We start from the raw sequence: 11,430 nt of genomic DNA on the forward strand, positions 1-11,430 counted from the left end.
CGGAGGTGCCGCCGTGCCAGAGAACTCCGCCCGTGTACGCCGTGATGTCGGCCGCTACGTCAGCGACGCCCTGCGCGACCGCTACTTCGCCGCCGAAGACGTGCTCCACACCATGGGGGCGCCCGTCCGCTCCGAGACGGACGTCGAGACGAGCTTCGGCACCACCCACGTCTACCGGTACGGGCCCGCGGACCCCGCGGCCGAGTCCCGGACCCCGATCGTCCTGATCCACGGCGCGGGCTACAGCTCTGCAATGTGGTACCCCAACACCCCCGGGCTGAGCCTCGACCGCCCCGTCTACGCCCTCGACACCCCCGGCGACGCCAACCGCAGCATCCACCGCGAACCCATGTGGCAGCCCGAGCGCGCCGCTCAGTGGATGGACGAGGCCCTCGACGCGCTCGGCCTCGACCGGGTCCACCTCGTGGGCTCCTCCTACGGCGGCTGGCTCGTCCTCAACCAGGCCCACAGGCGGCCCGGCCGGCTCGCCTCGGTCACCGCCCTCGACCCAGGCGGCCTGGAGAAGGTCGGTCTGCGTTTCTTCGCCTGGGTCTTCGTGAGCCTCTTCGCCACCTTCGCCCCGACGGCGCTGCGTCCCCGGCTCGCCAGGTGGCTGGACCAGCCGGTGATCGCCGTCCCCGAGATGCGCAGGTGGATCCAACTCGGCGCCCGCGCGTACCGGATCCGCCGCCCCGCACCCCTGCCGCTCGCCGAGGACGCGCTGCGCTCCATCCGGACCCCGCTCTACGTCATCATGGGCAAGCACAGCCTGCTCGTACACCCCAAGCGCCAGCTGGAGCGCGTACCGCGCCTCGTCCCCCGGGCGCGCGCCGAGATCATCACCGCGACCGGACACGGCCCGCAGATCGACCACCCCGACGTGGTCAACGCCCGGATGCTGAGCTTCATGGAGGACGTCGACTCCCTCGACCCCTCTGCGGTCGGCGGCGCATAGGGCTACGACAGGGAGAAGCGCCGCCAGCGGCGCCCGCTCCGTGCCACAACGTGCACCGGCCCATCCGGAGGGATCCCGCGTAACCGCCTGCACGTTGCCGCCGTTGGCCGTGCGCGGCATCCTTCCGACCTGGAGAAACGAGCATGCGCGTACGCACTGCCCTCACCGCCACCGCCCTCGCGGCCACCGCCCTTCTCGGCAACGCCGGCCTGGCGGCCGCAGCCGACCCCGGGCCGGCCGCCCCTCTCGGCGTGTCGAACGACGTGCCCCTCGACTTCGAGGACAACGCCGTGGGCACCCCGTTCGGCCAGTGGGGCGCCCCCGAATTCCACGAGGACGTCTCGGGTTCCTGAGACATCGTCGCCGAGCTGAACAGGCAGCAGGCGCCGTCCGACTAGACGGGAGCACCGGGCACCCTGTACCGCCGAGGCTGACCCGCGCCCCGGCCTCGGCGGCGTGGACCAGCCGCGTCAGTCGGTCGTCCTGATGACGGCGGGAGGCTGCCAGGTGCCGTCGAGCGCGGACGGGCTGGGCCAGTAGGCGCGCAGATAGAGCGAGAAGGGGCCGTCCGGGGCGGGGAGCCAGTTCGTCTCGCGAACGCGAGCTTCCTGCGGTCGTCCTCGTCGAGCTGCTCTCTGAGTTGCAGCGCATGGGAGGGCAGCGAGAGCAGGAACGCCGGATCGCGGTAGGGGCGCTCCGGTGAAGCGGTCTTGAGGCTCACCGCTGCAGCCTCCGCCACGATCGCCCCCAACGGGCCGGGGCGACGGATCCGGCCGGTCCGGAGCCCCAGTCGCACACTCACGGCCTCGGTTCTCCACGCAGCCTGCCGGCCGCCCGGCACCTCCAGCGTGCGGCCGGGCGGCGTCGTCGTGAGGTCTGCACGGGGGCCGAGGTCGTCGGGCGCCAGCAGCAGAAGTCACACGACGACCAACGATCGACCACTGGCACGGGCCACTAGCGTGGCGTGGCGTCATCGGCCCTGAACGGGCCGCCGTGACCGGGCACGATCAGGTCCGCGGCGGCCAGCACCCGGAGCCGGGAGGCGCGCAGCACCTCGCGGTCGGGAGCCACTGGGTCGTCCGCCGGGCCGTCCGCGTGCCACCACAGGTCACCGGCGAAGGCGACGACGCCCGAGTCCGTTCCCGCCAGCAGTGTGATGTCCTCGGCGCTGTGCCCCGGGGTGCGAATCAGCCGTAGTGACGGGGTGAGTTCGTACCCCTCCGCGTCCCGGTTCCTCCATTGATCGCCGAGGTACTCCACCTTGTGGTCGTGCACCCGAGCCCGTCCGAACAGACCCACGTTCATGGTGTTGTCCGGGTGGTGGTGGCTGAGCACCACGTCGGTGATGTCCTCGGGGCCGAGCCCCAGTTCGTCGAGCGGGGCGAGGATACGGTCGCGACTCGCCACCATCCCCGGGTCGAAGATCACATGCCGGCCGGCGTCGGATACGTAGGAGACGGTGGCGGCGACTCCGGGGCCGGTGGAGCCGACGTATCCGGTGGTCAGGATCGTGTACACGGCGCTGCGGCCGAGCGGTGCGTCTGTCATGCCTCAATCCTTCCGAGCAGGCCGATCGTTCACGAGTGGCACAACTGCCGCTGATCGCAGGTTTAGTGCCACACTCCACGTGTGCCTCCCTTCGTGACCGTCGCCGCGTATACCCCGCCCGGAGTCGGCATGCTCGCCGTCGGCATCGTCACCGAGGTCTTCGGCCCGCACGGCGAGGCGCTGCCTGGCTTCGACTTCGCGTTGTGCGCCGATCGGCCCGGGCCGGTCCTCACCGACCTCGGCGTGCCGCTCACCATCGCGCACGGCCTGGACCGGCTCGCCTCCGCCGATCTGGTGATCGCCCTGCCCTGGGCCGGCTTCCGCACACCACCCGCTCCCGCCGTGCTCAATGCGCTGTCGGTCGCACACGAACGCGGCTCACTGGTCGCGGCCCACTGTGTCGGGGCTTTCGCGCTCGCCGCCGCCGGACTGCTCGACGGCCGGCGGGCCACCACCCACTGGCGGTTCGCTGAACTGCTCGCTCGCCGCCACCCGAACGTCACCGTCGACCCCGACGCCCTCTACATCGACGAAGGTCGGATCATCACGGGTGCGGGATCCGCTGCGGGCTTCGATCTGTGCCTGCATCTGCTGCGGCGGGAACACGGAGCTGCGATGGCCAACACTGTTGCCCGGGACTTGGTTCTGCCCTCCCACCGCGACGGCGGGCAGGCGCAGTACGTGACCGCCCCCGTCCCCGAAGACTGCCGCGACGAACGGCTCGCCGAGGTGCTCGCATGGGTCCGCGAGAACCTCCATGAGCCGCTTCCCGTCGCGGAACTGGCCCGGCGCGCCGTGATGAGCAAACGCTCCTTCGCCCGCCGTTTCACCGCAGCGACCGGCACCACCCCCCACGCCTGGCTGCGGAGCCTGCGTCTGAGCAGCGCTGAGGAGCTCCTGGAGACCACGGACCTGCCGGTCGAGGAGATCGCCCACCGCGTCGGATACGGAAGCGCGGCCGTCCTGCGCGAACAGTTCGTGCGGCGCCGGGGAGTGCCGCCCCGCTCCTACCGACGCTCCTTCACGAACACGCCGTAGCGCCGGGGCGACCGCCCCCGGACCGGGAACCCCGCGCCGCGCGTCGGTGAGGGGTTCTCACGTGTTCGACACCGTCACGCTTCTTGTCCCCGGTGGCTGTGAGGACGATCTCGCGGATGTCACGTTCACGGGCTGCCCGGTACGCGTGGCCGGTCAGCTCGGCGACCGCCTGCGGAGCCACCGGGCGACGTTGGTTCCCGAGCTTGTGGCGAAGGTTCGATTCCCGTCATCCGCTCTTGCAAGAAGGCCCAGGTCAACGCCCTGGGCCTTCGCCACTGTCCAGACCTCTTGGGGACCGCGCCATTCGCGCGCCACAAGCTCCGTCAACAGGGCATCAGGCTGGACCCCCCATCATCACCCGCGACCGCGGGAAGGTCTTGGATTCCGTAGTCCCGGGTCCACGCCAGATGATCACCGTCCCCGCCGGGCAGCAAAAGCAGCACCGGCCAACGCTGCACGGAACGCTGGGCGTGCCAGTTCTCGGGAATGAGGAGCCGCACCCCGGCCGGACGCGCAAGCGCGACCGGATGCACCACGAGATCGACGATCCGCCGTCCGGGGAACGTCTCCTCGGCCACCTCCGCCCCACCGCCCGAGACGGCCTTGGGCCGTGCGACGGCCTGCCCGGCCCCACAGGCGCCGATGGCGAGAACCGTCGACGCCCGAACAGCAGCCGATCGCTGGAGGCGCATCCGACGCGAAGGACTCGGCCGCCGCCATGCCCGCGACAGCTTCGACCTCTGCGAACCGCACACGCCGGCTCCGTCGACTGCCGGCTCCGTCAACTGCCGACGCCCCAGCAGGTCGACCGCCTTGCTTCCGGAACACCTCATTCGAAGTACACGAATACCTGTGTTCGCCGCCTTAGATTTTAACGACTGTCGCGGACAGAGTTTTTACCGGCGACACACAGGGAGAAATATTCGCAGCGCACAGGACGCGAGGACGTGCTACTGTCGAAGTCAGTTGCAGTTTTGGTACCCAAAAACTTCAAGCGCCTCCCATCGGCCGCGTGCCACACGGAAGCGTTTTGTATTTCCGGTCATTTTCCGGGCAGGGCATCATCGCGGCGACACGGGATCCGTACGGTACGGATTCCGTCGTACTTGCCCAGAGGAGAAATGACATGGCTGCTGGCACCGTGAAGTGGTTCAACGCGGAAAAGGGCTTCGGCTTCATCGAGCAGGACGGTGGCGGCCCTGACGTGTTCGCGCACTACTCGAACATCGCGACGCAGGGCTTCCGTGAGCTCCAGGAAGGCCAGAAGGTCTCCTTCGACATCGCGCAGGGCCAGAAGGGCCCGACGGCCGAGAACATCGTTCCCGCCTGACGCTGACGCGCAATAAACAGCTGGGGCCCGCATCCCTCGGGGTGCGGGCCCCAGCTGTATTCATTTCACGGGACCCCTCCGCGCCCGCGACCCCTCTTTCATTTCGCCGACCCGATGTCGCGTCGACAACCATTCACCCTGCCGAGCCGCTCTCTTTCTCATTCCATTCGGCCGTCCCTGTGATTCCAAAAGCTGTTCATCCGCTGCCGGGATTCTTTGATACGCGCCGTATCCAGGAAGGTTCTGAATGAACCCCACACGCACGAACGGCCGTACCTCCCGCACCCGCCGCAACGGCGGCCGCTCGTACGGCTCCTCCGCCGAAACGGGCCGGGGCGGTCGCCCCGGTTCGTCCGCCGCGGGCCGATCGGAAGGTCCGAGCCGGTCGGGCGGATACGGCAGGCGTCCCGCCGCCGTGCAGGGGGAGTTCGCCCCGCCGAAGACGATCACTCCGGCGCTTCCCGCCGTCGAGACCTTCACCGACCTGGCTCTGGACCGGCGCCTCCTGGCCGCGCTCACCACGCAGGGAGTGGCGGTCCCGTTTCCCATCCAGGGCGCGACGCTGCCGAACTCCCTGGCCGGCCGTGACGTCCTGGGCCGCGGCCGGACCGGCTCCGGCAAGACCCTCGCCTTCGGTCTGGCCCTACTGGCCCGCGTCGCCGGGCAGCTCGCCGAACCCCGTCAGCCGCTGGCACTGGTGCTGGTCCCCACCCGGGAACTCGCCCAGCAGGTGACCGACGCCCTCACCCCCTACGCCCGTGCCGTGAAGCTACGCCTGGCCACCGTCGTCGGCGGAATGCCGATCCGGCGGCAGGCGAACGCACTGCGCGGTGGCGCCGAGGTCGTCGTGGCCACCCCCGGTCGCCTCAAGGACCTCATCGACCGCGGTGACTGCCGACTGGACCAGGTCGCGGTCACCGTCCTCGACGAGGCCGACCAGATGGCCGACATGGGCTTCATGCCGCAGGTCACCGCGCTCTTGGACCAGGTCCGCCCCGAGGGCCAGCGGATGCTGTTCTCCGCGACCTTGGACCGCAACGTCGACCTGCTGGTCCGCCGCTACCTCACCGACCCCGTCGTCCACTCCGTCGACCCCTCCCAGGGCGCGGTCACGACGATGGAGCACCACGTCCTGCACGTGCGCGGCGCCGACAAGCACCGGCTGACGACGGAGATCGCGGCACGCGACGGCCGGGTGATCATGTTCTTGGACACCAAGCACGCCGTGGACCGCCTCACCGAGGACCTCCTCGCCTGCGGTGTCCGGGCCGCCGCCCTGCACGGCGGGAAGTCGCAGCCTCAGCGCACCCGCACCCTCACCCACTTCAAGACGGGGCACGTCACCGTCCTGGTGGCGACGAACGTCGCCGCGCGCGGCATCCACGTCGACAACCTCGACCTCGTCGTCAACGTGGACCCGCCCACCGACCACAAGGACTACCTCCACCGCGGCGGCCGTACCGCGCGAGCCGGCGAGTCCGGCACCGTCGTCACCCTGGTCACCGCCAACCAGCGTCGCGGGATGACCCGACTCCTGCAGGACGCCGGCATCGTGCCGAAGACCACTCAGGTCTGCTCCGGCGAGGAAGCACTCCACAGGATCACGGGCGCCCAAGCCCCGTCGGGCGTGCCCGTGACGATCACCGCGCCACCGGCCGAGCGGCGCAAGCGCGGCACGCCCTCCCGCGGTCGGCGCGGGCCCGCTGCGGCGGCCCGGCGCGTGGGGGCGCGACGGTCCGCCGTCGACACGGCAGCCTGAGCGCCACGTGACCCGGAAGCCGCCCCATCTCTTCAGGAGGCACGTTGTGACGTCGGTCCCGATGCAGCCCCGCTCGGCCCCGACCACCCCCGCGCTCAGGACGGGGAGGGACCGGGCCGCCGTGGGCCCGGCAGAACTCCAGGTCTGCGATGACATGACCGTCGAGGTGGCGCTGGCCGTGATGGCAGGTGCCCGGACCGGCCACCTGCTCGTCTGCGACGCCGACGGCCTCGCCGCCGGTCTCGTCACACTGGCCCGGCTCACCGCCGTCCGCGAAGGCTCCGCATACACGGACCGGCTTCGGCTGCGCGACCTCTCCGGCGACGGCGGGCCGCTCACCTCGGACAGCCTCCTCACGGCCGAGCAGGCACGACGTCTCCGCCGGCTCGGCGCCCCGTCCGTCATGGGCGGGCGGGAGGACCCGTCAGCCGTCCCCACGCCCGCCGTCGCCCTTGAGCGACCCGCCTGACCACGGCGGACCCGCCCTTCCCCTCCCCCACCCCCCACGCCTCGGCGCTGCTCGGCGCTTCGACGGCGCCCTGACCGTGATCCGCAAACGACCGTGAGCTGACTCCGGTCAGCCGAGAGGGCCCGACCGGCACACGCCGGTCGGGCCCTCTCGCGCATCGAGTGAATCACCGCGCCCCGTACGCGGATGCACGGTGGTCAACCTGGCGATGAACGCTCCGCGACTCTCCGCGACGCTCGTCGAGGTCGACTATCTACCCACCGGACACATGAAAATCTACTCCGGCCAGAGTAGACATTGAGCGGCGGCCCGGCTATGTTTTCTTCTGTAACCGAGAGAGACAGTATGGCCTGGCAGAGATGAACTGCCGGCAAGCGGTACCAGCAGCAGAGGAAGTCGCAGGACGGTGCGGCAGTGGAGTTTCGAAGCCAGGGCTTTCGCAGGACGGCGACGGAACTGACGGCCGGACCGGGTGGCCCGCAGTGATCAGGGGCCGCCGCGAGCGGGACCGCGGGCACGACAGACGCGGACCCGTGCGGGCAGTGCGCAGTATCCGGCGGTGGCGCTCGCACAGGCCACCGAGCAGTTCCACAACCCGCAGTGGAGCAGTAGTACGCGGTACCCCGTGGTAGGAAATCGATCACCGAGGGAAGAACGGAGCAACGCAGCGCCATCAGGATCGCCCGGCCGGAAGTCTCGAGTCCGGGTACCGCAGGACATCGATAGTGAGGTGGTCTCCGGTCAAGCAACCGCGATCCCCGCGAACCCGACAGTCACTGGGTCGGGTCAGCGGACAGAGAAGGCCGGCGCAGTATCAGGGCCGGCAGGTGGTGTAGTAGTTCCTTCGGGGCCCTGGTGCCGTACGGCACCAGGGCCCCTCTACGCGTTTCACAGAGAGGTGCAAATGACAGCAGATGACTCGTACGGGCGTCTCGACGACGACGACTACCCCGCCTACACCATGGGCAGGGCTGCCGAAATGCTCGGCACCACCCAGGGTTTCCTTCGCGCCATCGGCGAAGCCCGCCTCATCACCCCGCTCCGCTCCGAGGGCGGCCACCGCCGCTACTCCCGCTACCAGTTGCGCATTGCCGCACGTGCCCGGGAGCTCGTCGATCAGGGCACCCCCATCGAAGCCGCCTGCCGCATCATCATCCTCGAAGATCAACTCGAAGAAGCCCAGCGCATCAACGCCGAGTACCGCCGCGCCGCGGAATCAGCCCCGCCACCGGACTCGGACTGAGGCGGGGGTCGCCCGTCGTCGATTCCGCCGGGTTCCGAAGGAGAACCACGCACGCATGCGCGGGCGAGGCCCCTTCGGTATCAGCGCCGCGTGGCCCAGGGACATGTGAGCAGCGCCGAAGGACACGGTGGGGTCGACCAGTCGTCGTGGCCGGGGGGTGTCGAGGACCGTCCACGACGGCGTACGGCCCGCCCCGTCCGTCAGACGGCCCCCACATCGCTGTCCGCACCGGCGTCGGAAACCCGCCGAGACCGGGCGGGCCGGGAGACGGGCGGGGGCACGTCGTCGATCCGGGGCGGGAGTCCGGTCGGCGTCACCTCTTCGGACAGAGCCGCGGACGCCTCGGCCGCCACCGGGTACGAGGGGCGCGGAATGGCCTCGGCGGCCTCCGGATCGCTCTCCTCCAGCCGCACCTGGCCCGTACCGTACCGAAACTCCAAAACCGCCGGTCAGCGACCTGGAGCTGTTGTCTTCGTCGAGCCCCTCCTCGGTGGTCCCGCACTGCGGGCGTGCACGGCCGCAGCGAACAGATGCGCGCGGGGCGCATACTGGCGGCAATGACAAAGCCCAGTGCACCGAAGCGCTATTTGCCCACCAGCCCCTTCAAGGCCCCGGTCACGCTGCCTCCCAAGCAGTTCGCCGTAGGCGACCAGGTCACGCACGACGTGTACGGCCTCGGCCGGGTCATCGGCGTCGAGGGCGGGATCGCGACTGTCGTGGATTTCGGCTCGACGCAAGAGCGGATCCTCAGTCCGTACGCCAAGATGAGCAAGTTGTAGGGCCGCCGCCGTGCCCAGTCACGGCATACCGGCCTCGTCGCGACCGGGAAACTGGTCGGCGGCGAGGCCCTGGAACCGAGCACACCGCACCCGCGACGGCGCGCACCGCCGCCGACGGGACGTCGACGGCGGCCGAAGGGCCCGCGCACACCGGCGAGGAGACCCTCGACGGCTGGTTCATCGTCGAGGTCGCCGACCGTCCGGAAGCCCTCGAACCGGCCAGGAACCCACCCCCCTGGAGACCGTCGAGGCCCGCCCGGTCCTCGCATCAGCCTGAACGACACGACTCCGAAGCAACGGGCCGGAACGGTCCGACCGCTGGGGCCGTACGGCCGAGGGGCCGTGCCACAGCGTGCCGGCAGAGGCGGCGAACAACGGACAACAAGGGCCCCCCGAGCGACGACAGAAAACCGCCCGCGAACCAGAGTTCCCGCAGTTCAGATGCCCTTTACACGTCCAAGTGCCACATGATTCCCAAGCTTATGGCGCGGGTTCGATTCCCGTCATCCGCTCTTTAAGGAAGGCCCTGGTCAGAGACCAGGGCCTTCGTCGTTGTCCAGCCCTCTCACCCCTCGCCGCGCCCCAACTCCCGCGAACGCCCCGGAGACAGTCCTGTCCTCGCACCGAACAGGCGGCGCGAGGGCAGGGCTGTCTCCATATGCGAGCGGGGTTTGCGGCCTCGTGCTGCTCGCGAACCCGGTCGGACAGGCGGCCGGTGGACCGCGGTCCACCGGCGGCGGTGTCGTCGGTTCCGGCAGATCACCAGGCATCCGGCGATCGATGCGAATTCGCTCCCCCTTTTTCCCTGTGAAAAACGCACGGACCCGCGGGGCCGAGGGCAGAGAGCCGCAGATGGAGCCGGGTAATCAGGGGTTGTAATCGTGGGGTGGGGGGTCAGCGGGGTGTGTCGTTGTGGATGAGCTTGTTGCGGATGTTGGGGGTGTGGGGGTGGTCGTAGTTTCGTTTTCCATGTGGCGGGTGGGTTGTGCCGTCCGGGGTTGGTTGGTGGTCCTATTACGGAGGTCACGTGTCTGCGACGCCAGAGCGCGCGGGTGGCTGTGAGATCGCGGTGCTTGCCAGCAGGGTCGGTGCGGATGAGAAGAGGTTGTTCGACGCATTTGATCGGCGTGGGGTTCGTTTCGAGCATGTCGACACGCGGCGTGAGTGGTTTGTGGCGGGTCGGGGTGGTGTTTCCCGGGGTGTGGTGCTGAACCGTGAGATCGGTCAGGTGCGTGCGGCGTATGCGGCGCGTTGTTGGTCGGTGGCGGGGGCCGATGTGGTCAACAGTGCGGATGCGACCGAGGTGTGTGGTGACAAGTGGCGTACGACGGTGGCGTTGGGGGCTGCGGGGCTTCCCGTGCCGCGTACGGCGTTGGGTTTGACGCCGCAGGCCACGTTGGATGCTCTGGACGAGATCGGCTATCCGGCGTTGATCAAGCCGTTGGTTGGTTCGTGGGGCCGTCTGATCGTGGGTTTGCGTGATCGTGAGGCGGCGGAGGGTGTGCTGGAGTACGCCGGTGCGTTGCCGGGTCCGCAGTCGCATCTGGGGTATGTGCAGGAGTTGATCGACAAGCCGGGTCGGGATATCCGGGTGGTGGTGGTCGGTGGCCGGGTGGTGGGTGCCGTCTACCGGCAGGGTGCGTCGTTGCGGACGAATGTGGCGCTGGGCGGGCAGGTTCGGCCGTGTGAGGTGAGCCCGGAGATCGACAGGCTCGCTCACGATGCCGCCGCGGCAGTGGGTGCCGACATCTGTGGTGTGGACCTGATCGAGGACCGTGAGGGCCGGCTGCTGGTCTTGGAGGTCAACCACCGGGTGGAGTTCACCGGTTTTCAGTCCGCACTCGGCGACCGGGTTGATGTCGCGGACCACATCGTCGGCTTTCTACGGGAACGGGCGCAGCGATGAACTGGGCGTTCACTTCGTCGGGCAATGTCACCGAGACGTATGCGGCGGGTTTGCTCCGCGCGATGTTGGAGATTCCTTCTCCGTCTTATCACGAGCGTGCGCTGGGCGATTATCTGGTCCAGGCGATGACGGATCTGGGTTTTCGGGCGCATATCGACGGTGTCGGCAATGTGATCGGTGAGATCGGTCGCGGTGGGGGCCCGACCCTGATGCTTCTCGGGCACATGGACACCGTTTCGGGCCGGGTTCCGGTCCGTTCCGAGGACGGCCGGCTCTACGGCCGCGGCGCGGTCGACGCGAAGGGCCCGCTCGCGGCGATGATCTGCGCGGCGGCCGGCATGGCCGACTTTCCCGGCCGGATCGTGGTGGTCGGTGTCGTGGAGGAGGAGACTGCGCGCTCGCG

Annotated in this window: 13 protein-coding genes; 10 read left to right on the top strand and 3 right to left on the bottom strand. The window is 69.5% G+C overall.

Features of this window, described 5'->3' with window-relative positions; all coding sequences use genetic code 11:
- Positions 1 to 13: 13 nt before the first annotated feature.
- Complete coding sequence (locus ACFW22_RS08330; RefSeq protein WP_386400538.1) at positions 14 to 955, top strand: alpha/beta fold hydrolase; 942 nt, start codon at positions 14 to 16, stop codon at positions 953 to 955.
- A gap of 143 nt (positions 956 to 1,098) precedes the next feature.
- Positions 1,099 to 1,308 carry a hypothetical protein gene (locus ACFW22_RS08335; RefSeq protein WP_386400540.1) on the top strand — a complete coding sequence of 70 codons (210 nt, stop codon included), beginning with the start codon at positions 1,099 to 1,101 and terminating at the stop codon, positions 1,306 to 1,308.
- A gap of 601 nt (positions 1,309 to 1,909) precedes the next feature.
- Here the strand turns inward: ACFW22_RS08335 and ACFW22_RS08340 are convergent.
- On the bottom strand, positions 1,910 to 2,503 hold the full coding sequence (locus tag ACFW22_RS08340) for an MBL fold metallo-hydrolase (RefSeq protein ID WP_386400542.1): 594 nt from the start codon (positions 2,501 to 2,503) through the stop codon (positions 1,910 to 1,912).
- Positions 2,504 to 2,632: 129 nt separating this feature from the next.
- On the opposite strand from ACFW22_RS08340, the gene ACFW22_RS08345 reads away from it, so the two are divergent.
- Positions 2,633 to 3,541: a GlxA family transcriptional regulator gene (locus ACFW22_RS08345; protein ID WP_386400575.1), complete on the top strand. Its 909-nt coding sequence runs from the start codon at positions 2,633 to 2,635 to the stop codon at positions 3,539 to 3,541.
- Between the two features lie 323 nt (positions 3,542 to 3,864).
- On the opposite strand, the gene ACFW22_RS08350 is transcribed toward ACFW22_RS08345, so the two are convergent.
- Complete coding sequence (locus ACFW22_RS08350) at positions 3,865 to 4,119, bottom strand: hypothetical protein (protein WP_386400544.1); 255 nt, start codon at positions 4,117 to 4,119, stop codon at positions 3,865 to 3,867.
- Positions 4,120 to 4,667: 548 nt separating this feature from the next.
- Between ACFW22_RS08350 and ACFW22_RS08355 the strand changes: the two genes are divergently transcribed.
- The 4 genes from ACFW22_RS08355 (at position 4,668) to ACFW22_RS08370 (ending at position 8,342) form a co-directional block, all read left to right on the top strand.
- Positions 4,668 to 4,871 carry a cold-shock protein gene (locus ACFW22_RS08355; protein ID WP_190223980.1) on the top strand — a complete coding sequence of 68 codons (204 nt, stop codon included), beginning with the start codon at positions 4,668 to 4,670 and terminating at the stop codon, positions 4,869 to 4,871.
- A 247-nt stretch (positions 4,872 to 5,118) separates the two neighbouring features.
- Positions 5,119 to 6,630, top strand: a complete 1,512-nt coding sequence (locus ACFW22_RS08360) for a DEAD/DEAH box helicase (RefSeq protein ID WP_386400546.1) — start codon at positions 5,119 to 5,121, stop codon at positions 6,628 to 6,630.
- A 46-nt stretch (positions 6,631 to 6,676) separates the two neighbouring features.
- Positions 6,677 to 7,099 (top strand): hypothetical protein, encoded by a 423-nt coding sequence (locus tag ACFW22_RS08365; RefSeq protein ID WP_386400548.1) that lies wholly within the window; start codon positions 6,677 to 6,679, stop codon positions 7,097 to 7,099.
- 904 nt (positions 7,100 to 8,003) lie between these two features.
- Positions 8,004 to 8,342 (top strand): MerR family transcriptional regulator, encoded by a 339-nt coding sequence (locus tag ACFW22_RS08370; protein ID WP_384872842.1) that lies wholly within the window; start codon positions 8,004 to 8,006, stop codon positions 8,340 to 8,342.
- 200 nt (positions 8,343 to 8,542) lie between these two features.
- Here the strand turns inward: ACFW22_RS08370 and ACFW22_RS08375 are convergent, their stop codons facing one another.
- A complete protein-coding gene (locus ACFW22_RS08375; protein WP_386400551.1) occupies positions 8,543 to 8,755 on the bottom strand; it encodes a hypothetical protein in 213 nt (70 codons plus the stop codon).
- A 144-nt stretch (positions 8,756 to 8,899) separates the two neighbouring features.
- On the opposite strand from ACFW22_RS08375, the gene ACFW22_RS08380 reads away from it, so the two are divergent.
- The 3 genes from ACFW22_RS08380 to ACFW22_RS08390 all read left to right on the top strand — a co-directional run.
- Positions 8,900 to 9,121: a hypothetical protein gene (locus ACFW22_RS08380; RefSeq protein ID WP_384872839.1), complete on the top strand. Its 222-nt coding sequence runs from the start codon at positions 8,900 to 8,902 to the stop codon at positions 9,119 to 9,121.
- Between the two features lie 1,027 nt (positions 9,122 to 10,148).
- Positions 10,149 to 11,027 (top strand): RimK family alpha-L-glutamate ligase, encoded by an 879-nt coding sequence (locus ACFW22_RS08385; protein ID WP_386400553.1) that lies wholly within the window; start codon positions 10,149 to 10,151, stop codon positions 11,025 to 11,027.
- Positions 11,024 to 11,430: M20/M25/M40 family metallo-hydrolase (locus ACFW22_RS08390; RefSeq protein ID WP_386400555.1), on the top strand; the 407-nt coding region annotated here is incomplete at its 3' end. The genes ACFW22_RS08385 and ACFW22_RS08390, both read left to right, overlap by 4 nt.

Origin of the sequence: Streptomyces sp. NPDC058872, from assembly GCF_042743065.1 — a bacterium.
Taxonomy (GTDB): domain Bacteria; phylum Actinomycetota; class Actinomycetes; order Streptomycetales; family Streptomycetaceae; genus Streptomyces.

Excerpts from the sequence above, each read along its gene's own strand:
- ACFW22_RS08370 (WP_384872842.1), top strand. The coding sequence starts at position 8,004 with ATGACAGCAGATGACTCGTACGGGCGTCTCGACGACGACGACTACCCC.
- ACFW22_RS08340 (WP_386400542.1), bottom strand. The coding sequence starts at position 2,503 with ATGACAGACGCACCGCTCGGCCGCAGCGCCGTGTACACGATCCTGACC.
- ACFW22_RS08380 (WP_384872839.1), top strand. The coding sequence starts at position 8,900 with ATGACAAAGCCCAGTGCACCGAAGCGCTATTTGCCCACCAGCCCCTTC.
- ACFW22_RS08355 (WP_190223980.1), top strand. The coding sequence starts at position 4,668 with ATGGCTGCTGGCACCGTGAAGTGGTTCAACGCGGAAAAGGGCTTCGGC.
- ACFW22_RS08360 (WP_386400546.1), top strand. The coding sequence starts at position 5,119 with ATGAACCCCACACGCACGAACGGCCGTACCTCCCGCACCCGCCGCAAC.
- ACFW22_RS08335 (WP_386400540.1), top strand. The coding sequence starts at position 1,099 with ATGCGCGTACGCACTGCCCTCACCGCCACCGCCCTCGCGGCCACCGCC.
- ACFW22_RS08345 (WP_386400575.1), top strand. The coding sequence starts at position 2,633 with ATGCTCGCCGTCGGCATCGTCACCGAGGTCTTCGGCCCGCACGGCGAG.